The sequence below is a fragment of the Asaia bogorensis genome (genome assembly GCF_900465345.1).
Taxonomy (GTDB): Bacteria; Pseudomonadota; Alphaproteobacteria; order Acetobacterales; family Acetobacteraceae; genus Asaia; species Asaia bogorensis_A.
Genome location: NZ_UEGO01000013.1, coordinates 99451 through 123173 on the forward strand (window position 1 = coordinate 99451; position 23723 = coordinate 123173).

Below are 23723 nucleotides of genomic sequence, written 5' to 3' on the forward strand. Positions count from 1 at the left end.
TTACGCAATAAAAGCCATGCGACGGGCCTTGGTCGAGTGAGATGTGACTGTTGCATGGTGGCCGGGCTGACGCACGTCATGGGCCAAAAGATGATACGTTATGCTGCCCAGCAACCCGAGGCTGACAAGCAGGACCATATATTCGCGCAGGCTGCCAACCCTGGCATATGGCCAGAGAGAGATCCTGTTGCGGGATAATGGGTAGAGCGCCCAGCATCCGCCGGTCACGAGGTCACCGGCGATATGACTGGCATATCCAATCAGGAAACTGCCCAAGGCCGAATGCAAGAAACTCATTCCACCAAAATGGACCGCAGCCAGACCTATCAATAATGGTACAGCCAGAGAGTGAGTGGCTGTTCTATGGCCTATCCATCGGGAAAGCAGCCGTGAGAGCCACGGCAAGCGACAACCAAGCATTGAGCGTTCAGTGTCGATATCAGGTGTCAGGCTCCCCAGGGCAGCCATTCCCATGGAGGCGAATGTGAACGGCACATAGCCCGCCGCCGCCGCGGTCATTCCGCAGGCCAAGCCCAGAACGATATGAGAACGTCCATTCATGCCGCCTTATGGCATCACTTGATCATTCCCGTCTATGACAATGATTCTAAACAAGACTTCGGACGGCATATTTTGTTCTGATCAGATCCGCGATCACGGGAAGCTCGCGGTCACTTTGTTGATGCACGAACGGAAAACGCTCCATATCTCGAATAATGCAATATCAGTGATTTAGCGAACATTCATCGCCCGAAAGCTCAGGATATAGCGCTTGACACTATGGGTGAGACAATAATCCTAACTAGCTGATTTCGAAGCTTTATCCTCCGAAAACGCCGGATACTCCCATCCTCCACCGAGTGCCCGGTAAAGCGACACGAAAGCGGTCGCGATTTGTATCCGGTTCGCCGAGAAAGTCGCCTCCGCGGCCAGCGCCGCAGCCTCTGCCGTGTCGACCTGAAGGAAGTCCACAGCCCCTTCGCGATAGCGCTGTTGCGCCACCTCGACAGCCTTGCGGCTCTCCTGCCACGCGATCCGCGTCTGCACGAGGCGCTTCTGGGACTGGGCATAAGCCGTCAAGGCATTGTCGACCTCGTTCCAGGCCGTCGTCACGGTCTGGTGGTAGGCAAGCGCCGCGTCCTTTTGCTCAGCCCGTCTCAGCGCCAGTGTCCCGCGCAGGCGCCCGCCCTCAAAGAGTGGGACAGACAGGGTCGGCCCTGTCGCAAACTGACGAGATGGCAGTGAAAAGAAATTCGCTGCAGACAGGGTCTGTGTGCCCATTTGCCCCGTGAGGGTAATATCCGGGTAAAACGCAGCGATGGCGACCCCGACGCCAGCAGTCGCCATATGCAGCCTGGCTTCGGCTTCACGAATATCAGGGCGCCTGCGAGCCAGGGCTGAGGGCACCCCGATCGGCGCAGCCGGCACGATGACCGGCATCGTGCCATCACGGCGTGCCAGTTCCTGCGCCAGGCTTCGCGGGGGTTCATCCAGAAGCAGACCGATGGCATTGATCAGCGCGCTTTCCGAGTTGCGCAGGGTGGGAAGCGCCGAAGCCGTATTGGCCTGCTCCGTGCGGGCCTGCGCCAGATCTAGCGTGGTCGCGGCACCGTTGCCAAAACGCGACTGCACAAGGGCCAGATCATGATCGGAGACCGCCATGTGCCGCTCGGTAATTGCAATCTGGTCCTGAACACCACGAAGCTGCATGTAGCTGTCAACCAGTGTCGCGATCGTGCTCAGGGCAAGGCCGTGGCGTGCCTCGGCTGCGGCCTCCTGCGCTGCGTGCTGGGCTTCGACGGCACGGCGTATCTGCCCGAAGAGATCGAGATCCCATGACGCGCCAAGCGTGTTCTGAAAGAAATCATATTCGTTCGGCGCGCCAGTGCGTGGCTGCACAAGCGAGATAAATCCTGTCTCGCTCTGATGGGTGCGGGTATAGGACCCGGCCCAGTTCAAACTAGGGAGCCCCTGCGCGGCCGCGATACGTGTTTGCGACCGGGCTTCGGCAATACGTTGCATCCCGCGTTGCAAGTCGATGTTCTGCACCGCAAGACGATCAATCAGATGATTGAGTTCGGGGTCGTTGAACTGCTTCCACCAGGCCACATCGACCGGACCGCCATAGGTCGCTCCTGCCACATCCTGCGGCTCCGCCCCGAACTGCGCTGGCGAGATCACATCCGGACGTTTGAAATCAGGGCCCATTGTGCAGGCTGCAACCATGCTACCAAGGCAGCACAGCGCTATTCCGCTGCGCAGAACAGCCGCCCATCCGATCGTTCTCATCGTGCGGTGATCCCGTTTGCGTTATGCCGCTGCTCATCCACGACATTTTCGAGATGGGTATCGACCGTCGTCTCGACCGAAAAGCCCATACGCAGCAGCTTGGCGAGAGGCTGGTTCGGGGCCACGACGATCTTCACGGGAAGGCGCTGGACGATCTTGGTGAAATTCCCCGTGGCATTTTCCGGGGCGATCGGGGCGAAGGCGGCACCCGAAGCCGGGGGAATACTGTCAACAATGCCGTCCAGATCCATATCATAGGCGTCGACATGGATACGGGCATGCTGCCCGGGACGCATATGGCGCAGCGCAAGCTCACGATAATTCGCCATGACCCAAAGCTGATCCATTGGCACAAGCGCCATGAGGGCGGCACCCGGCGATACATAATTGCCCGATTGGACGGTCTTCTCGCCCACCATACCGTCAAACGGTGCGCGTATCTCGGTATAGGACAGGTTGAGCTCGTCCTGCCGCACCACGGCGTGGTCGATCTTGAGCGTCCTGAGCGCCGCCTCATGGCGTGCCCGCAGGATCGGGATCTCATCCTGCGCTGCCGTGATCCGCGCTTTCATGCTCCTCAGATTGGCTTCCATTTCGCGCATAGAGGCATCGGTAAGCTGACGCTCCTGCGCGGATCCTGCGCCGGTCTGGGCCAGGTTGTGATAGCGCTGGGCATTCTGCCTGGCATAGACGAGCTGCGCCTCAATCCGCGAGGCCTCTGCCTTGCTTTCCTCGATCATGCTCGGCTGACGATCCACCGCTGCCTCGGCATCGAGCACGAGCGCCTCGTCGTGCGCGAGCTGGGCACGACTGCGCGTAAGCGCCGTCTCGTAGTCGCGCGGATCGAGCCGCGCCATGACCTGCCCCGCCTTGACGCTCTGGTTGTCATCCACCAGCACCTCGACCACCTGTCCCGGCACACGCGGCGCAATGGTTGCGTAATGAGCTGTCACATAGGCATCATTGGTCCAGACCTTGCGGTTTGGCACGAAAATGATCGCAAGGATGATCCCGCAGAACACCACGAGAATGAAGCCTGTCACAAGGAAAGGCCATTTGGCGGGACTGCTTTTCTGATCGTCTGAGGCCATGATTCAGGATTTTTTCTTCACGAACATGAGGCGGGGGGGATAGGTCCGCTGAGGCAGGAGAATGACCCATGCCATGAGGAAAACCGTGATCCCGGCGATGATGAGATAGGCGTCAGACAGTTCCAGAACGGTCGTCTGATGGGCAAGCTGATATTTGAAGGTGGGCAACGCATCCGGGCTGCGCGGGGTACCGTCAGGCAGTAAAGGAGCCGGGCGCTGCAGGGGAATGGCATTTGCCTGAAAGGTGCGGTAGCGGTCCAGCCCGATGCGGTCCGTAATGCGGTTGGAATGCAGCCCACCGCGCCAGCGATGGATAAGCTGGAGCATCCAGACGCCGATAGCCTGCGACACGGCACGCGGGGTGTTGACCATCGCCGAGGCAAACGGCCCCTCGGCGGGAACGAGCGAGTTGGTGGACATCATGAGCAGTGGCATGACAATCATCGCCTCACCCGCGCCCATGAAAATCTGCCACAGATAGAACTCGTTGCGGTTCCATCCGACCGTCAGAAAGCTATCGCCAATACACGCCATGCAGATCAGGCACATGCCCAGCAGGCTGACCACGCGGCTATCAACCGCCTTACTGTTCAGCACCACAGCCATGAGAGGCAGCATGACGAGCTGGATACAGGCAATCTCCAGCGTGACAGGGTAGATCTGTTCAGGCCGGTAGCCAGCCACTTCCTGCAGGAATGTCGCAGGCAGGGTCGATGAAGCCAGAGACACCACAAGGAAAATGAGCAACGTCGTTGCCCCGTAGGCGAAATTGCGTCGACCGAGCAGCTGGATACGAAACAGCGGCGTATGCTGCTCCCATTCATTGATCACCAGAAGGGGTATGCACACCACCGCCACCAGGGCCATGACGCAGATGGCAGGCGAATTGAACCAGTCCAGCCGGTCTCCCTGCTGCAACATGGTAGATAGCGCCCCGAAGCCGAACAAAATAAGAAGCGCGCCCTTCCAGTCGAAATTGCGGAAGCGTTTGTAATTGGGCTCCTCCGGCGCGATGCCATACCAGATAAGCGAAATTGCCAGACTGCCAAAAGGCACGGCTTGCCAGAACACAAAGCGCCAATCGACAAGATCGGTCCACAGACCTGCCAGCGCCGTACTGAGATTGGGAAAAAACGTGGCTGTCAGGGAGTAAGCCGCGAGGCCATAAAGCCGCACAGGGGGTGCCAGCACGCGCAGGGCCACCAGCAGCAGCAACGGTACGGCAAACCCGCCAGCCAGCCCCTCGACAAGACGCAACCCGTAAAGCAGGGTCAGATTGTGGTTAAACGGGATGCAGGCAGCCGAAAGGCTGGCAATCATTGCCACCACCACGGCAAAGCGACGGACGCCGAAGGTCAGCGCCATCCAGGGCGCGAGCGACATCCCCATGACCTCAGCCGAAAGATATAGGCTGTTGAACCAGGTCCCGGGGTCGTGGCTGATGCCCAGCCCGCCCAGGATATCAGGGAGTGATTGTGACGAGACCTGCTCGTTGAGTTCGGTTGTCATCGCGAGCACGATGACACCAGCCAATCCGAAATAGGATCGCCCCTGCTTTGTCATGAAAGCGGCTGAGAGCCGTGGGGATCCGGACGGAATTCTGAGGAGGGCATGTCTGTGTCTATCCGTCGAAAGGCTTCGACTTGGCAATGATCCCGATCTTAAATTCTAAGTTATAATTTCTGACTGACGGATCAGGGACGTACCCCAAGCAAGACCATGAACCCGGGGGACAGTCTTTCATATTCCATGGTGCGCCGAACACACCCCACAAGACAGGCAGTGAGACAGCACGGCTCTCACATACGCCCCCTCGCTACTGCCTTCCTGCCTGACGCCTAAGCGCGCATCCGGGCCGCTCGAACCCGGCCCATCATCGCGGATCTGTCAGAAGGTCTTTCTCTCCTTACGTCTGGCCTCAGCCTGCCATCTTCGCAGCATTGCGGGCACGTGCCTCGATCGCGGCTGCGTCGAACGGACCGGCCGTAAGCCAGGAACCGCCCACACATGTAACAGCGGGTTCGGTGAGCCAGGCACTCGCGTTATCTTCCGTGATCCCGCCCGTGGGGCAGAAACGGGCCTTGCCGAACACGGCAGCAAGCGCCTTGAGCGCGGGCAGGCCCCCATTGGCCATAGCAGGGAAGAACTTGAACCGGCTCAGTCCGAGGTCGAGCCCGCGCATGATATCACCCGCATTGGCCACGCCCGGCAGAAGAGGCACGTCATGACGCTGGGCTGCGGCAGCCACTTCTGGCGTCAGACCGGGGCTTACGATGAACTGCGATCCCGCATCGACAGCGCGTGCCAGATCGTCACCATTCAGCACAGTGCCCGCACCGACATGAGCGCCCTCAACCTTGGACATTTCCCGGATGGCATCGAGCGCGCATTCGGTGCGCAGCGTCACCTCAAGCGTGGTCAACCCGCCCGCGACCAGCGCCTGCGCGATCGGCCGGGCCAGAGACAGGTCCGGTATGACCAGGACCGGAATGACCGGACAACGCGTCATGACCGAGTCGAGCAGAGTCGTGTCGAGCATCGAAGAATTCCTTGTCGAGTTCTGTGGCGTGAAGGTCCATCGTGTCTTCGAGAGCGGCGAGCATGGCTGAGCCCCCTTTTTCTGCCGTATCGGACCGGCTACGCATCAGTGTGAACAGTTCGCGTCCCGTACCCAGTCCGGGCAGAGGCGGCAAGGCCGGTTGACGCGCCTGCCAGATGGCGGGCTCGACCAGCGCTTCGATCTGCCCACGGCGGGCACAGATACGCAGCATGTCGCCATCCTCGATCAGGGCAATCGGCCCGCCGGATTGGGCCTCAGGGCAGATATGGATGGCGGCTGGCACCTTCCCGCTCGCGCCCGACATGCGACCATCCGTGAGCAACGCCACGCGATAGCCCTTGTCCTGCAGGACTGCCAAAGTGGGCGTCAGGCGATGCAGCTCTGGCATGCCATTTGCATCCGGCCCCTGAAAACGAACCACCACAATGACGTCGCGGTTCAGCTTGCCTGCCTTGAAAGCGGCGATGACATCTTCCTGACGATGAAACACTGCAGCCGGTGCCTCGATGGTCTGGCGGTCATCATCAACGGCACTCGTCTTGTAAATGCCACGGCCGAGACTGCCCTGAACCAGGCGCATCCCGCCATCCTGACGGAAAGGCTCGCGTGTATCGCGCAGTACGCTGCGATCGGATGACGTACGCGCTGCACTGTAGAGAAGGGCCTCTCCCTCCAGTCGGGCACGGCAGGCGTAATCCGCATAGCCACCCTTCGACACCGTCAGAATATCCTGGTGCAACATCCCGGCCTCGCTCAGCGCAGCGATCAGCGTTGGAAGCCCACCGGCCTCCTGCATGGCATTCACATCGGCCGAACCGTTGGGATAAGCCCGCGTGAGCAGCGGCACGGCCCCGGAAAGCGCATCGAGATCGCTCCAGTCAATGGAGATACCTGCTGCACGCGCGATGGCCGGCAGGTGGATGGCATGATTGGTGGACCCACCCGTGGCCAAAAGCCCGACCGCTGCATTCACGATGGCCTTTTCATCCACCATCCGGGCAAGCGGGCGATGATCCGCGCCCGGCCGTGAAATTTCGACAAGGCGATGCACAGCCTTGCGGTTGAGCGCCTGACGGATGCGGGTGCTCGGGTTCCAGAAAGCAGAGTCGGGCAACATCAGGCCCATCATCTCCACCATCATCTGATTGGTGTTGGCCGTGCCATAAAAGGTGCAGGTTCCGGCACTGTGATAGGAAGCAGCCTCAGCCTCCATCAACGCGCTCGAATCCACTTTTCCCTCGGCATAGAGCTGCCGCACGCGCTGCTTTTCCTTGTTCGGCAGCCCAGACGTCATGGGGCCTGCCGGAACGAGCAGAGCGGGCAGATGGCCAAAGCGCAAAGCGCCCATAAGCAGTCCGGGCACGATCTTGTCGCATATACCCAGCAGCGCCACGCCCTCAAACATTCCGTGGCTCAAGGCAATGGCCGTGCCCATGGCTATGTTGTCCCGCGACAGCAGAGAGAGTTCCATACCCTCCTGCCCCTGCGTCACGCCGTCGCACATGGCGGGCACGCCACCGGCTACCTGCAGCGTCGCCCCCATTTCACGGGCGAAAAGGCGCATCTGATCGGGATAGCGCGCATAAGGCTGATGCGCCGAGAGCATGTCGTTGTAGCTGGTGACGACACCCAGATTCACCCCACCTCCACGCATGAGGCGCGCCTTGTCCTCCCCCGACGCCGCGAGAGCGTGGGCCAGATTGCCGCAGGCGAGACGCGGGCGCGAAATACCCTTCTGACGGTTTCGCTCCATGAGAGCGAGATAACGACGCCGCGACACGGCGGAGCGCTCGATGATGCGCTCGGTGACGGAAGCAACGACGGGATGAACGGTCATGGCGGCTCACTGGAAGCTGTTTCGTGCTCGCGTTTTCGCGAGCTGTGACCTTGTAAAGTTTCCGTGATCGAGACGTCAAGAGTGTGACGGTAATAAGATTTCCAATTTCCGTCCCGATTAGCAATTTCCTAACAGCAGCCATGCAACAGGCTGTTGCATCAGGAACACATAGCAATATGAATGTCACAATTGCAGTGGGTGACACTACATTACGATATTGAAACCCTCGATCACCATGTGCCATCTGCGCTGCCAATTCGGAACTCTTTCCGCCGTCAATTCCTTTCGCGAAAGTGACCAATGGCCATTTCCCGCATCCGCATCTGCCGCGCCTCCATGCTGCTTGGTGCAACGATCCTCGCCGGTGCAAGCGTCACCGCTCAGGCCGCCACAACGACCACGGCCCAGCACAAGGCAAGCCACAAGAGCAGCACAAAGCGCGCCGTTCGCACCTCTGCGCGTCCGGTCAGCACGGGCACCACGGCAACCCCGGTGGCTGCCACGACGGCAGCACCAGTCAGCGCACGTCGCAGCAGCCTGTCGTCGCTTTCCAGCCCCGCTCCGGCCGGCAATGAAAGCATCACGGTCGTTGGCTCGGCGCTCAGCACCTCGAACAACACCAACGCGAACCCGGTGCAGATCATCACCTCCAAGCAGATCGCCCAGACGGGTGTGAACAACCTTGGTGATTTCTTTGCCCGTCTGCCTTCCGTCGGCTCCAGTGCCACGACAAACGCTGTCACCAATGGCGGCGGCGGTGTGTCCTGTACCGATCTGCGCAACCTCGGCACCAACCGCGTTCTCGTGCTGATCGACGGCAAGCGCACGACCATCAATGGCAACTCGAACTGCGTCGATCTCAATGCCATTCCGCTCCAGCAGGTAGCTGGCGTGGAAATCCTGAAGGATGGCGGTTCAGAGCTTTACGGCGCCGATGCCGTGTCAGGCGTTATCAACATCAAGATGCGTCACGACGTAAACACCGGCAACATCACGATGCGCGGCAGCATCTCGCAATATGGCGATGCGCCGGAGGGCATGCTCTCAGCGTTCAAGGGCTGGAACTTCGACCACGGCAAGGGCAACATCACCCTGTTCGGTCAATACCTGACCTCAACCGGCGTGATGCAGCGTAACCGTGCGTGGGCAAACCCCGTGGCGCTGACGAACCCTGTCTCGGGCCAGCCGACCTACGGCTCCTCCTACAGCACGAACGGCGTATTCTACCCCGATAGTGGCAATGGCAAGGGCTACACGACCCATGACAATGGACAGACGGTCGTGCCGTTCACAAAGGCAGATCGCTATCCCTTCAACCGCGATTCTAGCCTGACCAACAACTATCAGGACTCATCGCTCTCGGGTGATGCACATTACGATGTGAACAAGCACCTGACAGTCTATGCAAACGTGCTTTACAGCCACCGTACGACGAACAGCTTCATGGCGCCCGAGCCCATGACCGGCTCGATCCCGCCCAGCACCCTTGCAAATACCGTCAATGTTCCGGGTAATTATCCCGGCAACCCCTTTGGTGAAGATACAACCGTCTATCGCCGCATGGGTGAATGGGGGTCCCGCCGTTATGAGCGCGCCTCAGACACCGTGACCGGCATGTTCGGTGCGAAGGGTGAGATCACCCATGGGTGGATGTATGATGCGTCCTACACCTATGGTGTGAACCGTGAGAACGTCCGCAGCCTGAACATTGGCAATTATGCCAATCTGCTCAACACCTGGGGTCTGCGCGCAACCGATCCCGGCAACCCGGACACCAGCCTCGTCTATGATCCGAGTGTGTGTCAGGCATCGGCAGGCTGTGAGCTCTCTTCACCATTTGGCAAGCTGACACCGCAGGGCGCTGCCTACACCAACTACACCACGGCGGAAAACATCCAGTACCAGTTCCGCGATACCAACTTCCGTGTGCATAACAACCACGTCGTTTCGATGCCCTGGAAGAACGGTGGCGAACTCGGCATCGCCCTTGGTATGGAACATCGCAGCGAGCAGATGAGCGACAGCCCCGACCCGCTGGTGGCACAGGGTCTCACGTTGACCAACACCCAGGCCTATACCGGTGGTGGCTTCAACGTTTCCGAAGGGTACCTCGAAGGCAAGCTGAACCTGCTGAAGAATGCCTTCCTCGCCAAGGATCTGACGATCGACGCCCAGGGCCGTTATTCGTCCTACAACACCTTCGGTTCAGCAAAGAACTGGAAGGTTGCGATCAACTGGGCACCGAACCGCGATATTCGCTTCCGCGGAACGCTGGGCACGTCCTACCGCCAGCCCAACATCTTCGAGCTCTTCGGTGGTCAGCAGCTGAGCTATGAAACCGCCTATGATCCCTGCTCGCAGATGGGCAACTATGGCGCGTCTTCCCCGACGGTTGCCGCCACATGCGCTCGTCAGAACATTGGCCCAGGGTTTGAGATGCGCAACACGGCGCAGGTTCCGACCCTTCAGGGCGGCAATGCCCAGATCAAGCCCGAGACGGGTCGCACCTACACATTCGGTACCGTGCTGACGCCGCACTGGGTGCCGGGCCTCTCGCTCTCGGTCGAGTACTGGCACTACACGCTCAAGAACATGATCAGCGTCATCGGCACGCAGTATCTGCTCGATCAGTGCTATACCGGCGCAAACACCGGCTATTGCTCGGCAATCGTACGTAACGCCCAGACCCAGCAGATCCAGACCGCCACCGCCATGTATGAAAACCTCGGCGGCCTGCATACGAGCGGTATCGACTTCGATCTGGATTATACCTTCCGTATCACGCGTCATGATCGCCTGAACCTGAGCAACAACTTCCAGCAGCTGGTAAGCTATCAGCAGCAATATGTGCCGGGTGGTCAGTGGTACAATTATGATGGCCGCCTGCTGTACAACAACAGCACAGGTCAGCCCCGCGTGCGTGACTACGCAACGGCAACATGGCGTCATGACGATTTCAGCTTCATCTATATGATGAGCTATACGGGCGGCATGGTCTGGAACAACCAGTCGGAGGACCTCGTGAAGGGCACCGTTGGCCGTTACAAGACGCCAGGCATCTTCACGCATGACATCACGCTGGCCTATCAGCTGAACCGCTGGAACTTCCAGACAGGCGTGCGCAACCTGTTCGACAAGAAGCCCCCCTACGTCGTTGATGGTGCCACGAACAGCAACGTTTACCAGTACGGCAATCTCTTCATGGGCCGTAACGTGTTCGTCCAGGCCGGGGTCAATTTCTGACCCTTTCTGGCAAACATAACAGGCTATCGACCCGGCATCTCAAGGTGCCGGGTTTTTTTGTGCGATATCTCATACATATTGAGACAGATCACACGCATTGGTGAATTGCATCCCAGAAGCTGAGTGGGAATATGACGAATTCGTAAGAGTTTGGATGGGTTCCCATGGAAGTTGTTATTGGCGTCGATGTCGGCACAGGCAGTGCACGCGCCGGCGTGTTTTCCCTCACCGGAGAGAAGCTCGCTTCCTGCGTGACCCCCACCCGTACCTGGCGGCCTGAGGCAGATTTCATCCAGCAATCCTCGACGGACATCTGGGGTGCCATCTGCAAGAGCGTTCGCACAGCGATGAGCGAACTTCAGGGGAAAAACCCTGTGGTGCGCGGCATCGGGTTTGACGCCACCTGCTCGCTCGTCGTCCTCGATCGGGAGGGTAAGCCCCTCTCTATCGACCCCAAGGGGGCTGCTGAGCAGGACATCATCCTCTGGGCCGATCATCGCGCGATGAAGGAAGCTGAGGAAATCAACGCCGGCCAGTATGAGGTGCTGCGTTATGTCGGGGGCACCATCTCTCCCGAGATGGAAACACCGAAGCTGCTCTGGCTCAAGCGCAATATGCCGGACACCTTCGCCAAAGCCGGCTATTTCTTTGATCTTCCCGATTACCTGACATGGCGCGCAACCGGCGCAGACTCCCGCAGCTGCTGCTCGACAGTGTGCAAATGGACCTATCTCGCCCATTCCAAGGGCTGGGATGAGTCCTACTTCAAGGCAATCGGTCTGGGCGAACTGGTTGATGAAGGCTACCAGCGCATCGGCAAGGATGTGCGTTCGCTGGGCGAGACCGTCGGAAACGGGCTGAGTGCCGATGCCGCGCATGAACTCGGGCTCGAAGCCGGTATTCCGGTCGGGGTATCCGCGATTGACGCCCATGCCGGTGGCATCGGTGTGATCGGCTCCGCATCGGGTGAGACGGTTGATGATGCCGCACTCGACCGCAGCCTTGCGCTGATCGGTGGAACGTCGAGCTGCCACATGGCCGTGTCGAAAGAGGCACGTTATGTGGATGGGATCTGGGGCCCTTATTCCGAGGCCATGATCCCCGGCACATGGCTGAACGAAGCCGGTCAGTCTGCCGTAGGTTCACTCGTCGATTTCGTGATTTCCAGCCATGCCTATGGTCCTGAGCTGGCCGAAAAGGCCAAATCAGAAGGGCGCACCGTTTACGAGCTGCTCAATGAGCGCTTGGCCGAACTGGAAAAGGGCGCCCTGCCCGGTTCGCTGACAGCGGAATTCCACGTGCTGCCAGATTATCATGGCAACCGGTCGCCCCACGCCGACCCGACCCTGCGCGGCATGGTGAGCGGGCTCAGCCTCTCGGCCGGGTTCGATGACCTCGTGATGCTCTATCTCGCGACCATTCAGGGCCTGGCCTATGGCACGCGCGATATCATCCGCGCGCTCAATGCCAAGGGCTACGCGATCGACACCATCTTCGCGACAGGGGGCGGCACCAAGAACCCCGTGTTCCTGCGTGAACATGCCAATGCAACGGGATGCCGTATCATGCTGCCCAAGGAGCCCGATGCTGTTCTCCTTGGCTCGGCCATCCTCGGCGCTGTTGCGGGCGGTGTTTACAGCGACATGCGCGTGGCCATGTCGCAGATGACCCGTGTCGGCGCAGAAGTCGCGCCTGATGCGAGCACGTCACCTTATCACAACGCCAAATTCGCCGTGTTTCAGGCGATGCATGACGAGCAGCTTCACCATCGTGCCCTGATGGCCGAAGCCCTCGCCCACTAGACCTCAAAGCCCCCACCCCACGTGGGGGACATCATCCGGACTGCCCACAAGACACGCTGAACTTTTCCCTTACAGCCAGGACGAGCGGCCTTACGCTCGTGGAGCTTGCCTATGGAAGCTGTCATCGCCACACCAGAGCGGGTGAAGCGCAAAGCGGGAGCAGGTGTATTCCTCTCCCCTGCGGTCATCATCCTGTTGATCTGGTCTCTGATCCCCCTCGTCCTGACACTCTGGTATTCGTTCCAGAACTATAATCTGGTCGACCCGACCCTCAAGGGTTTCGCCGGGTTCAGCAATTATGTCTATCTGCTGACCGACCCGGACTTCCTCTATGCGCTGCTGAATACCGTTCTGCTGGTGCTCGGGGTTCTTGTCATCAGCGTTGGCGGCGGTGTGCTACTGGCCGTGCTGTATGACCAGGATTTCTTCGGGCGCGGCATTGCACGTGTGCTGGTCATTTCCCCGTTCTTCGTCATGCCCACAGTCTCGGCCCTGTTGTGGAAAAACCTGATGCTGCACCCGATCTATGGCGTCTACAGCGCCATGATGCGGGCAGTCGGGCTACAACCCATCGACTGGCTTGCCCATTATCCCATGCAGACAGTCATGATGATTGTTGCCTGGGAGTGGCTACCTTTTGCCGTGCTTATCCTGCTCACGGCGGTCCAGTCGCTCGATCATGAGCAGAAAGAAGCGGCACGTATGGACGGCGCGGGGCCGATCGCGCGGTTTCGCTACATCATCCTGCCGCATCTGAGCCGCGCCATCACGGTCGTGATCATGATCGAGACCATCTACCTGCTGACCGTGTTCGCCGAAATTTCGGTTACGACCTCAGGCGGACCGGGCGTTGCCTCCACCAATCTGGCCTTCCTGATCTATTCACGCGCCCTGCTGCAATTCGATATCGGGGGTGCCTCGGCCGGTGGCGTGATTGCAATCATCATCGCCAATATCATCGCTGCATTCCTCGTTCGTGCGGTCGCCCGCAATCTGGAGGCATGAAATCATGGCCCGGAAAACGCAACTCCTCCCCAAAATCGCGCTCGGTGTCGTCGGCTGGGCCGTCGCGCTGTGGATCTTCTTCCCGATCCTCTGGATGGTCCTTACCGGCTTCAAGAGCGAGATGGACGCAATCTCGACACCGCCCCATCTAATCTTCAAGCCGACGCTGCAAAGCTATCACGACGTCTTTGCCCAGGAGAATTACTGGCATTTCACCTTCAACACCGTGTTCATGTCGGTGCTTGCCACTGGCGGCGCGCTGCTCCTTGGTGTTCCAGCAGCGTATTCGATGGCGTTTTTCCCCACAAAACGCACACGTGGCACCCTGCTCTGGATGCTCTCGACGCGCATGTTGCCGCCTGTCGGCGTGCTCGTGCCGGTCTATCTGATCGCGCGCTCGACGCACATGCTCGACACGGTAATCGGCCTCGCGATCATCAATCTGCTGACCAACCTGCCGATCATTGTCTGGATGCTTTACACCTTCTTCAAAGAAGTGCCGGTGCCAATCCTTGAGGCCGGTCGTATGGACGGGGCCAATCGCTGGCAGGAGATCAGCGTCGTGCTGCTTCCGCTCGCCCTGCCCGGCATTGCCTCTACAGCGCTGCTCTCTCTCATCCTGTGCTGGAACGAGGCCTTCTGGTCGCTCAACCTTACCTCGTCACGCGCTGCCCCTCTGGCGAGCTTCATTGCCTCGTTCTCGTCGCCCGAGGGACTGTTTTTCGCCAAGCTTTCCGCCGCCTCCACGCTTGCCGTCGCACCGATCCTTGTCTTCGGCTGGTTCAGCCAGAAGCAGCTCGTACGTGGCCTTACGTTTGGCGCCGTGAAATGACCCTCTCTGAAATGACCTTTCCTTTCGGCTTCTCACGCTCTTTCGGAGTGAACAATGGCTAAAGTTGAACTGCGCGATATCCGCAAGACCTATCACGCCGAAGAAATCATCAAGGGCGTCTCCCTTGAGATCAACGATGAGGAATTTGTGGTTTTCGTTGGCCCCTCAGGCTGCGGGAAATCCACCCTGCTGCGTATGATCGCCGGACTGGAAGAGATCTCTGGCGGTGACCTGCTGATTGACGGCAAGCGCGTCAATGATGTCGAGCCCGCCAAGCGCGGCCTTGCGATGGTCTTTCAGTCCTATGCGCTCTACCCGCATATGAATGTCTACCAGAACATGGAATTCGGCCTGAAGCTGGCCGGCATGCCGGAAGCCGAACGTCGCCAGAAAATCACCGACGTGGCCAAAACCCTGCAGCTCGATTCCTATCTCAAGCACAAGCCAGGACAGCTCTCGGGCGGCCAGAGGCAGCGCGTCGCAATCGGCCGTGCCATCGTGCGCAACCCCAAGGTGTTCCTGTTCGACGAGCCCCTTTCCAATCTCGATGCGGCCCTGCGTGGCCAGATGCGTGTCGAGCTTGCCACCCTGCACCGTCGCCTCAAAGCAACGACAATTTACGTCACCCATGATCAGGTTGAAGCCATGACTATGGCTGACAAGATCGTGGTACTGCAAAAGGGTGTCGTGGAGCAGGTTGGCTCACCGCTCGAGCTTTATCATCACCCCCGCAACCTGTTCGTTGCGCGCTTCATCGGTTCACCGCCAATGAATTTCCTGCCCGTGACCGTGCGCAGCATCGGTGAAGAAGGCATGACCGTTGCCCTCGATCACGGAACGCCCATCACGGTGCCTGTGCTACCGGGTGAGTCTGCTTCTGCCGAAGCCATGACGCTGGGTGTTCGACCAGAGCATATCGTGCTCGACCCGCATGGCGAGATCTCAGGTGTGATCCGCATGGTCGAGCGGCTTGGCGCGCTCACGCTCTTGCACGTCGCACTTCCGGATGGCGCGTTGATTATCGTGCAGACAGATGGCGATCACGGTGGCGAAGTGGATGCCACAGTCGGTCTACGCCTGCTCTCGGAAAATTGTCACCTCTTCGACGCAAGAGGGATGGCGCTGACGAAGCTCGTGCGCCACCGTCTCGCCGGTTAACAAGAAAGTCACTCCCCATGTATATGGAAAAACTTCGCCTCGATGGTCGTGTTGCAGTCGTCACAGGCGGCGCGCAGAACATCGGTCTGTGCTGTGCCACCGCGCTCGCCGAAGCCGGCGCCCATGTGGTCATTGCTGACCTCGATGCGACCAAGGCAGCTGAATCGGCCAAGAGTCTGACCGATCAGGGTATGAAAGCCTGCAGCGTCGCGATGGATGTCACTTCCGAGAGCAGTGTCACCCAGGCCGTGGACACCGTCGTCCAGCGTCATGGCCGCCTCGATATTCTGGTGGCCAATGCCGGGCTGTGCATCTCCGAGGTCAAGGCCGAGGACATGACGGAAGACCAGTGGCTCAAGCAGATCAATGTCAATCTCAATGGCGTATTCCGCTGCTGCCAGGCCGTTGGACGCGTGATGATCAAGCAGAAATCAGGCGCGATTGTTGCAATCGGGTCGATGTCCGGCCTTATCGTCAACCGTCCGCAGGAGCAGGCTGCCTATAACGCTTCGAAGGCAGGGGTGCATCAGTACATTCGCTCACTGGCCGCTGAGTGGGCCCCGCATGGCATCCGTGCCAATGCCGTTGCCCCCACCTATATCGAAACCACCCTCACCCGCTTTGGTATGCAGAAGCCCGCACTGTATGACCGCTGGGTCGATGGTACCCCGATGGGCCGCGTTGGACAGCCCGAAGAAGTGGCCTCGGTTGTCCAGTTCCTGGCGTCGGATGCTGCAAGCCTGATGACCGGCTCGATCGTCAGTGTCGATGGTGGCTTTACCGTCTGGTGATCTGACGGGAAACGGGCCGCAACCTGCTTGTTGCGGCCTTGAGCAAAGAAACACCCGGTGCCGTAATGGTGCCGGGTGTTTTGCTTTGGAACAGGAGTGGGGGCAAACCCCATGATTCTGCCCCACCGTTTAAACTCTCAGGACTTCACTTCATCGGCCCGCGCAAGGGCACGCTGCGTGGCCGGTCGGGCCTCGACGATCCCGCGCCAGGCTTTCACCGCAGGGAAGGCTTCGATATCGATCCCCTGTTCCTTCCAGGTGCGCGTCCACGGATAGGTCGCCATATCGGCAATGCCGTATTGCTCTCCACTTACGAAGGCGCTTTCTTTCAGGCGTGTCTCCAGCACCGCATAGAGGCGCTTCGTCTCGTCCTGATAGCGCTTGATGGCATAAGCGATCTTCTCGGGGGCATAGAGCGTGAAATGATGGTTCTGTCCCAGCATGGGCCCGAAGCCCCCCATCTGCCAGAACAGCCACTCAAGGGTCTTGATCTTTTCACGTGGCGCGGAAGAGAGGAATAATCCGGTTTTCTCGGCCAGATAAAGCAGGATCTCGCCGGACTCAAACACGCTGATCGGTTCACCGCCGTCAGCGGGCGCGTGGTCGACAATCGCCGGCATCTTGTTGTTGGGCGAAATCTTGAGAAATGCGGGCGCGAATTGATCGCCCTTGCTGATATTGACCGGAATGATCCGGTAATCCAACCCGGCCTCCTCAAGGAAAAGCGTTATCTTGTGGCCATTGGGCGTCGGCCAGTAATACAGATCAATCACGCTTCGAACTCCTGATCACAGTTGATCAGGTGGCAACGTCCCCCAGCACGTAACGTTCGAGCCCGATCGCAAAGCCCTCTTCCTCGCACGAGGTTGAGACATGGGTTGCCGCAGCCTTGACCGTGTCATTCGCCTGCCCCATCGCAATCGACATACCCGTCTTTGCAAACATGAGCATATCATTGGGCTGGTCTCCCAATGTGACCATCGACGCAGCCGGAATGTCGAACAACGCTTCCAGCGTTGTCACCACGCCGCCCTTGTTGGCCTCGCGATTGGTGACGTCAACATAATAGGGCTGTGAACAAGCGGCCGAGGCTGTCTGGCCAAGTGCTTCCTGCAAGTCACGCTCGAGCTTCTGCATCAGCGCGGCATCGTCACTGACACCGGTGATCTTCACGACGTCGTCCAGATGACGGGAGACATCGTCTACTCTGGGTGCGAATTTCACCGTCCATTCCTCGCGCGAGACATGGGGCGCATCGTGGTCATGAACAAACCAGTCATGGCTCGTATAGACCCAGGGGTCCGCCCCATGATCGGTGATGATCTTCAGCACCTGCTCCGCCTGGGCATGAGTCAGGCGTTTGGTTTCGATGACGCTCCAGTCCGGATGGACCAGAACGCCACCATTGAAACCTGCAATCGGCATATCGATCGCCAGCGGTTCAATCAGCATCGCCATGCCACGAGGCGGTCGCCCGCTTGTCACGGCAAACCGTATACCCCTCTCCCGAAGGGCATGAACGGCGCGGATGGCACGGGGTGTCAGGATCTTGTCCCTCGTCACCAGTGTCCCATCCACGTCAGCGAGGACGAGTTGAACCGCTTGCTTCATCAGCCCCGGCTTCCCTGCCACTTCCAGTTGAGGATCTCGGGCATATCCTCACCGTACTGGGCAATGTAGCGCTTATGTTCAACAAGCTTGTCGTTGATCATCTGCGTGACATAGGCGGCATGTCCCGACAGGGCCGGAACGCGACGCACGGCGTTCAGTACGATGTGATAGCGGTCGAGGTTGTTACGCACGGTCATGTCGAACGGCGTGGTGGTGGTGCCTTCTTCGCGGAAGCCGTGCACATGGAAGTTGGCACGATTGCTGCGACGATAGATCAGACGATGCACGAGCTGCGGATAGCCATGGAAGGCGAACAGCACAGGCTTGTCCTTGGTGAACAGATTATCGAAGGTCACATCGTCCAGACCATGCGGGTGCTCGCTCGGCGACTGCAGCGTCATGAGATCGACAACGTTCACAAAGCGAACCTTGAGGTCAGGCGTATGCTCGCGGAGCAGTTGCACAGCGGCAAGCGCCTCGACCGTGGGAACGTCACCCGCAGAAGCAATGACCAGATCTGGCTCGAAGCCCTTGTCATTGCTGGCCCACTGCCAGATGCCGATACCCTGGCTGCAATGCGCGATGGCCGCATCGATATCCAGCCACTGATGTTCCGGCTGCTTGCCCGCCACGATCACGTTGATACGATCCCAGCTTTCAAGGCAGTGCTTGGCCACATAGAGCAGGGTGTTCGCATCAGGCGGCAGATACACGCGGGCGATATCGGCCTTCTTGTTCACCACATGATCCATGAACCCCGGATCCTGATGGCTGAAGCCGTTATGATCCTGACGCCAGACATGCGAGGTCAGCAGGTAATTGAGCGAAGCGATCGGACGGCGCCACTGAACTTCCTTCGCCGACTTGATCCATTTCGCATGCTGATTGACCATCGAGTCAACCAGATGGACGAAGGCTTCGTAGCACGAGAAGAAGCCATGACGCCCGGTCAGCAGATAGCCTTCAAGCCAACCCTGAATGGTATGCTCACTCAGGATTTCCATGACGAGGCCATCCGGTGCCAGATGATCGTCATAGGAATACGTCTCGGCCGTCCAGGCGCGGTTGGTTACCTCAAGGACGTCATTTAGGCGGTTCGAGTTGTTTTCATCCGGCGACAGCACGCGGAAATTGCGGCTCTCAAGGTTCATGCGCATCACATCACGGAGCCATGCTCCGAGAATTCGTGTGCTTTCAGCAAGAACGGCACCGGGCGATGACACTGCAAGAGCGTGGGTCTCGATGTCCGGCATACGAAGCGGACGACGAAGCTGACCACCATTGCCATGAGGATTGTCGCTCATGCGGAGGGTACCCTCCGGCGCCAGAGCGGCAATCTCGGCATGGAGGCGGCCGTTCTCGTCAAACAGCGTCTCGGGCTTGTAGCTGCGCATCCAGTCTTCAAGGATCTTCAGATGGCCCGGCTTTTCCAGATCCGTCAGGGGAACCTGATGGGAACGCCAATAGCCCTCGCAACGCTGACCATCGACCTCCTTGGGGCCAGTCCAGCCCTTCGGCGTGCGCATGATGATCATGGGCCAGGTCGGACGATCCGCGTTGTTTTCGCTGCGCGCGCGCTTCTGGATCTCGGCGATCTTGTCGAAACAGGTGTCCATGGCCTTCGCCATGAGCTGATGCACGGTGTCACGATCATCGCCGGCGACGATCACCGGATCGTAACCATAGCCGCGGAACAGGGCCAGTAGCTCTTCCTCGGGGATACGAGCCAGCACCGTCGGGTTGGCAATCTTGTATCCGTTGAGATGCAGGATCGGCAGAACCGCGCCGTCATTGCGCGGGTCGAGGAACTTGTTGCTGTGCCACGAGGTCGCGAGCGGGCCGGTTTCGGCTTCACCGTCACCGACAACGCAGGCTACGACCAGATCAGGATTGTCCAGCACGGCGCCATAGGCATGAGAGAGCGAATAGCCGAGCTCACCGCCTTCATGAATCGAACCAGGGGTAGTCGCAGCCACATGGCTGGGAATACCACCGGGGAACGAGAACTGCTTGACCAGGCGGCCAACACCCTCGATGTCTTGCGACACTTCCGGGAAATACTCGCTATACGTACCTTCGAGATAGGTTGCGGCGACGACACCCGGCGCCCCATGACCCGGGCCCGCGATGAAGAGAATGCTCTTCTGGCGCTCCTTGATGATGCGGTTGAGGTGCAGATAGAGCAGCGTCAAACCCGGCGTGGTTCCGAAATGCCCCAGAAGACGAGGCTTCACATGCTCCAGTTTGAGCGGATCACGCAGCAGCGGATTATCCAGAAGATAGATCTGCGCGACGGAGAGATAGTTGGCAGCCTGCCACCACTGATCAAACAGGGCGATCTGCTTTGCAGAGAGCGGACCTTGAGCGGTCATGATCACTGTTTTCCTTTCATTATTCTTCTTGTTTGACGGAAGATCGTTGTTTCTTCATCAGCAGGGATGACGAGCACCGTCACCCTGCCCGATCTCTGACTTATCGTGGGGCGTCCGGCGAGATTGGCGTCTTCGCAAAGTTGCACATCGAGCCATTTCAGCCTTTGACAGACAGCGCGCCTGAATGTCGCGTCATGCTGTCCGATACCCCCGGTAAAGACGATGGCATCCACACCGCCCATCTGGGCAATGAGACCGCCGGCCTGCTGTACGAAGCGCTCTACGAACATCTCGAGCGCAAGCTGAACATTTTCGTCAGCTTCATGCTCACGCAGAACGCGCATGTCGCTGGAGAGCCCTGAAACCCCTTTAAGACCCGACTGATAATACAGCGTATCCTGCACTTCCGCCGGGGTCAGGTTCTTCTGTTGCAGCAGATACAGAATGGCGCCGGGATCAATCGTCCCACAGCGTGTGCCCATCATGAGGCCATCCAGAACGGTGAGCCCCATGGTCGTGGCAATGCTGCGCCCATGCATCATGGCACACAGGCTCGCGCCGTTTCCGATATGGGCGACAAGAACGCGCTTGGAAGCGATAGCCGGGAAGCGCGCCTCGAGCTCACTGGCGATATAGTCGTATGACAGGCCATGAAATCCATAGACACGAGCGCCGTGATCCAGCAGCGCGGCGGGTAGCGGCAGGCGTGTGCGCACATTCGGTATCGTGTGATGGAATGAGGTGTCGAAACAGGCCACCTGCAAGAGGTCGGGCTTTTCTTCAAGCAGCAGGCGCATCGGGGCGATGCTCGGCGGCTGGTGGAGCGGTGCAAGTGAGATCAGGTCATCAAGCTGCCCAAGAACCTCGCCATTGATTGCGGTTGGTCCTTCGAAATAACTGCCACCATGGACCACACGGTGACCGACCGCGCCGATCTTGCTGCCGCTCTCATGGGCCTCGACGAAATCCAGAACGTGGCGGATCATATCCCCATGCGCGGTCGCATGTTTGCCGGTTGCCTCGATCACCATGCGCTTGCTGACCCCATCGGGGGTCCGCGTGGTCAGAACAGCGCCCCCGGCCTGATACTCGACCAGACCGGAAAGAAGCCGCGCAGTCGTGCTGTCCTCGTCGAACAAGGCGAATTTGATGCTGGATGAACCGGAGTTGAGGGTGAGGATTGTTCTGCTTTTGGACACGTAAGAACCTCGGGTTGCCTGGCCTTATTGCCAGCATCCGAGTGTTAAACCGCGTGATCAACTAATGGTTTTGACATAACATGGCGGTAATCAGGGATCGAATTGATCCGGATTCCTGAAAATCCAAGTATATGCTGGGTTTTACCGCTCAGCACTCGCCAGTCATACACGGATATGTGAAAATAACCACATAGGACGCCAGGGTTCGACCTATTCCCAATACCGGAAACAGGATGGTCATCCTGCCTATGTCATCCATATCGCGACAAACCATGTCGCGACTTACCTCCGGGCTTTATGTCTGCTTTCAGCCGGAAGGAAGATACCTCATCGGGGGCGTATCATGTCTTCAGGAGGCCGTCGGTCGCCTGCAGCGCTCCCGCGAAGAGCGCAACGCAAGGTGTACGGGCGCAACGCCGTCTTGCCATGCAAGGTGACAAGGCAGAAAAAAGCAGATGCAGGGTAGCTTCGATGTCTCGAAGCTACCCTGCAAACAAAGTGTCAGCGCGAGCGCGGGGGGCGATTTCCCGAAGGCTTCCCGCCACCGCCGTTTCGTGGTGCACCGCCGGGGCGGCCGCTCCCACCGGGACGCTGGCCGCCACCCGGACGACCACCACCACCACCTGCGCGCTGGCCACCACCACGCGGCTGATTGCGTCCACGGCCACCGCCACCCAGTACCGGCGGACGCATCGTGGAATTCTGGGCCTCTTCCGAATGATAGGGATGATCGCTCACCACGGGAATGGACTTGCCAATCAGTTTCTCGATGTCACGCAGCCAGGCCCGCTGCTCCGCATCACACAGGGAAACAGCCCAGCCATCACGCCCGGCGCGCGCGGTACGGCCGATACGATGGACATAGCTCTCCGCAACATTGGGCAGGTCATAATTGAACACGTGGCTTACATCATCCACGTCGATACCGCGTGCAGCGATATCGGTCGCCACGAGCACCTTGACTGACCCATCACGGAAACCAGCCATGGCGCGCTCACGTGCGCCCTGGGACTTGTTGCCGTGGATTGCCTCGGCGCGAATGCCTTCAGCATTGAGGAAATCGGCCACCTTATTCGCTTCATGCTTCATGAGCGTGAAGACCACGGCGCGCTGGACCTTGTCATTCTTGACCAGCAGCAGTGTTGCGGCGCGCTTGTCCTCAGCCTTGACGAACATCACAGCCTGACGAATGCGGTCGACGGTCGAAGATGGCGGGGTTACCTCCACCTTGGCTGGGTCACGCAGAAGCGAATGCGCGAGCTCCTCAATGGCCTTCGGCATGGTGGCGGAGAACAGGACCGTCTGACGCTCCTTGGGGAGCAGTGCCACGATGCGGCGGATGTCGCGCACGAAGCCCATATCGAGCATACGATCGGCTTCGTCGAGCACCAGCATCTCGAGATCATGTAAATCGATATGACCCTGACCGATCAGATCGAGCAGGCGGCCAGGTGCCGCCGTCAGCACATCGACGCCGCGACGCATGGCCTCGACCTGCCGGCCCTGACCGACACCGCCAAAGATGACAGCGTGGCGCAGCTTCATATGACGGGCATAGGCCTTGAAACTGTCATCAATCTGCGCTGCCAGCTCACGGGTCGGCGCAAGCACGAGCACGCGAGCGCCCTTGGGTGTCAGGGGGCGGTGATGCGTTGCAAGACGATGGAGCGCGGGAAGCGCAAACGCGGCCGTCTTGCCCGTTCCGGTCTGGGCGAGGCCGAGCAGATCGCGCCCCTGCAAGAGATAAGGAATCGATCCTGACTGGATCGGCGTCGGAGTTGTATAGCCCTCTTCGCTCAAGGCACGCTGGATGGGCATGGCGAGCTGGAGATCGGCAAAACTGGTCATGAGCGAGAAACGCCTCCTTGGGCACAAGCCTGCCGAAAACAGCAGGCTTACAGGATGACGTCTCTTGGCCCGGACGTCGTCAGGA

17 protein-coding genes are annotated in these 23723 nt (G+C 59.2%); 6 read left to right on the forward strand and 11 right to left on the reverse strand.

The features are described 5' to 3' along the window. The 6 genes from ED655_RS07745 to edd form a co-directional block, all read right to left on the reverse strand. Positions 1-561, reverse strand: a complete 561-nt coding sequence (locus ED655_RS07745; RefSeq protein WP_122049677.1) for a metal-dependent hydrolase — start codon at positions 559-561, stop codon at positions 1-3. A gap of 237 nt (positions 562-798) precedes the next feature. Continuing rightward, the gene (locus tag ED655_RS07750) at positions 799-2289 is read right to left on the reverse strand and encodes an efflux transporter outer membrane subunit (RefSeq protein ID WP_205835999.1); all 1491 of its coding nucleotides are present in this window, start codon (positions 2287-2289) and stop codon (positions 799-801) included. Next, positions 2286-3380: an HlyD family secretion protein gene (locus ED655_RS07755; protein ID WP_122049678.1), complete on the reverse strand. Its 1095-nt coding sequence runs from the start codon at positions 3378-3380 to the stop codon at positions 2286-2288. The genes ED655_RS07750 and ED655_RS07755 overlap by 4 nt, the downstream gene beginning before the upstream one ends. A 3-nt stretch (positions 3381-3383) precedes the next feature. After that, positions 3384-4943 (reverse strand): MFS transporter, encoded by a 1560-nt coding sequence (locus ED655_RS07760; protein WP_023977313.1) that lies wholly within the window; start codon positions 4941-4943, stop codon positions 3384-3386. Positions 4944-5298: 355 nt separating this feature from the next. Next, entirely contained in the window at positions 5299-5889 is a 591-nt protein-coding gene (gene eda / locus ED655_RS07765; protein WP_240993569.1) for a bifunctional 4-hydroxy-2-oxoglutarate aldolase/2-dehydro-3-deoxy-phosphogluconate aldolase, read from the reverse strand. Beyond that, entirely contained in the window at positions 5789-7777 is a 1989-nt protein-coding gene (gene edd / locus ED655_RS07770; protein WP_240993562.1) for a phosphogluconate dehydratase, read from the reverse strand. Before edd ends, eda begins: the two co-directional genes overlap by 101 nt. Before the next feature lie 300 nt (positions 7778-8077). Here edd and ED655_RS07775 point away from each other — a divergent pair, with 300 nt between their 5' ends. From ED655_RS07775 to ED655_RS07800, 6 genes are all read left to right on the forward strand, one after another. Beyond that, positions 8078-11020: a TonB-dependent receptor domain-containing protein gene (locus ED655_RS07775; RefSeq protein WP_205836000.1), complete on the forward strand. Its 2943-nt coding sequence runs from the start codon at positions 8078-8080 to the stop codon at positions 11018-11020. A 164-nt stretch (positions 11021-11184) separates the two neighbouring features. Continuing rightward, positions 11185-12822: an FGGY-family carbohydrate kinase gene (locus ED655_RS07780; RefSeq protein ID WP_122049680.1), complete on the forward strand. Its 1638-nt coding sequence runs from the start codon at positions 11185-11187 to the stop codon at positions 12820-12822. Positions 12823-12933: 111 nt separating this feature from the next. Further along, a complete protein-coding gene (locus tag ED655_RS07785; RefSeq protein ID WP_122039412.1) occupies positions 12934-13827 on the forward strand; it encodes a carbohydrate ABC transporter permease in 894 nt (297 codons plus the stop codon). Between the two features lie 4 nt (positions 13828-13831). Next, positions 13832-14659 (forward strand): carbohydrate ABC transporter permease, encoded by an 828-nt coding sequence (locus tag ED655_RS07790; RefSeq protein ID WP_023977319.1) that lies wholly within the window; start codon positions 13832-13834, stop codon positions 14657-14659. Between the two features lie 54 nt (positions 14660-14713). Continuing rightward, positions 14714-15817, forward strand: a complete 1104-nt coding sequence (locus ED655_RS07795) for an ABC transporter ATP-binding protein (RefSeq protein ID WP_062164488.1) — start codon at positions 14714-14716, stop codon at positions 15815-15817. A 17-nt stretch (positions 15818-15834) separates the two neighbouring features. Then, positions 15835-16608, forward strand: a complete 774-nt coding sequence (locus tag ED655_RS07800) for an SDR family NAD(P)-dependent oxidoreductase (RefSeq protein WP_122049681.1) — start codon at positions 15835-15837, stop codon at positions 16606-16608. A gap of 137 nt (positions 16609-16745) precedes the next feature. Here the strand turns inward: ED655_RS07800 and ED655_RS07805 are convergent, their stop codons facing one another. The 5 genes from ED655_RS07805 to ED655_RS07825 all read right to left on the reverse strand — a co-directional run bounded on the left by ED655_RS07805 (position 16746) and on the right by ED655_RS07825 (position 23638). Then, on the reverse strand, positions 16746-17381 hold the full coding sequence (locus ED655_RS07805) for a glutathione binding-like protein (protein WP_122049682.1): 636 nt from the start codon (positions 17379-17381) through the stop codon (positions 16746-16748). 25 nt (positions 17382-17406) lie between these two features. Continuing rightward, positions 17407-18219 carry a Cof-type HAD-IIB family hydrolase gene (locus ED655_RS07810; RefSeq protein WP_062164485.1) on the reverse strand — a complete coding sequence of 271 codons (813 nt, stop codon included), beginning with the start codon at positions 18217-18219 and terminating at the stop codon, positions 17407-17409. Continuing rightward, a complete protein-coding gene (locus ED655_RS07815; RefSeq protein WP_122049683.1) occupies positions 18219-20591 on the reverse strand; it encodes a phosphoketolase family protein in 2373 nt (790 codons plus the stop codon). Before ED655_RS07815 ends, ED655_RS07810 begins: the two co-directional genes overlap by 1 nt. Positions 20592-20593: 2 nt before the next feature. Continuing rightward, positions 20594-21790, reverse strand: a complete 1197-nt coding sequence (locus tag ED655_RS07820) for an acetate/propionate family kinase (protein ID WP_122049684.1) — start codon at positions 21788-21790, stop codon at positions 20594-20596. A 501-nt stretch (positions 21791-22291) separates the two neighbouring features. Next, positions 22292-23638 (reverse strand): DEAD/DEAH box helicase, encoded by a 1347-nt coding sequence (locus ED655_RS07825; RefSeq protein WP_122049685.1) that lies wholly within the window; start codon positions 23636-23638, stop codon positions 22292-22294. Positions 23639-23723 lie beyond the last annotated feature (85 nt).

Excerpts from the sequence above, each read along its gene's own strand:
- ED655_RS07745 (WP_122049677.1), bottom strand. The coding sequence starts at position 561 with ATGAATGGACGTTCTCATATCGTTCTGGGCTTGGCCTGCGGAATGACC.
- ED655_RS07750 (WP_205835999.1), bottom strand. The coding sequence starts at position 2,289 with ATGAGAACGATCGGATGGGCGGCTGTTCTGCGCAGCGGAATAGCGCTG.
- ED655_RS07755 (WP_122049678.1), bottom strand. The coding sequence starts at position 3,380 with ATGGCCTCAGACGATCAGAAAAGCAGTCCCGCCAAATGGCCTTTCCTT.
- ED655_RS07760 (WP_023977313.1), bottom strand. The coding sequence starts at position 4,943 with ATGACAAAGCAGGGGCGATCCTATTTCGGATTGGCTGGTGTCATCGTG.
- eda (WP_240993569.1), bottom strand. The coding sequence starts at position 5,889 with ATGACGCGTTGTCCGGTCATTCCGGTCCTGGTCATACCGGACCTGTCT.
- edd (WP_240993562.1), bottom strand. The coding sequence starts at position 7,777 with ATGACCGTTCATCCCGTCGTTGCTTCCGTCACCGAGCGCATCATCGAG.
- ED655_RS07775 (WP_205836000.1), top strand. The coding sequence starts at position 8,078 with ATGGCCATTTCCCGCATCCGCATCTGCCGCGCCTCCATGCTGCTTGGT.
- ED655_RS07780 (WP_122049680.1), top strand. The coding sequence starts at position 11,185 with ATGGAAGTTGTTATTGGCGTCGATGTCGGCACAGGCAGTGCACGCGCC.
- ED655_RS07785 (WP_122039412.1), top strand. The coding sequence starts at position 12,934 with ATGGAAGCTGTCATCGCCACACCAGAGCGGGTGAAGCGCAAAGCGGGA.
- ED655_RS07790 (WP_023977319.1), top strand. The coding sequence starts at position 13,832 with ATGGCCCGGAAAACGCAACTCCTCCCCAAAATCGCGCTCGGTGTCGTC.
- ED655_RS07795 (WP_062164488.1), top strand. The coding sequence starts at position 14,714 with ATGGCTAAAGTTGAACTGCGCGATATCCGCAAGACCTATCACGCCGAA.
- ED655_RS07800 (WP_122049681.1), top strand. The coding sequence starts at position 15,835 with ATGTATATGGAAAAACTTCGCCTCGATGGTCGTGTTGCAGTCGTCACA.
- ED655_RS07810 (WP_062164485.1), bottom strand. The coding sequence starts at position 18,219 with ATGAAGCAAGCGGTTCAACTCGTCCTCGCTGACGTGGATGGGACACTG.
- ED655_RS07815 (WP_122049683.1), bottom strand. The coding sequence starts at position 20,591 with ATGACCGCTCAAGGTCCGCTCTCTGCAAAGCAGATCGCCCTGTTTGAT.
- ED655_RS07825 (WP_122049685.1), bottom strand. The coding sequence starts at position 23,638 with ATGACCAGTTTTGCCGATCTCCAGCTCGCCATGCCCATCCAGCGTGCC.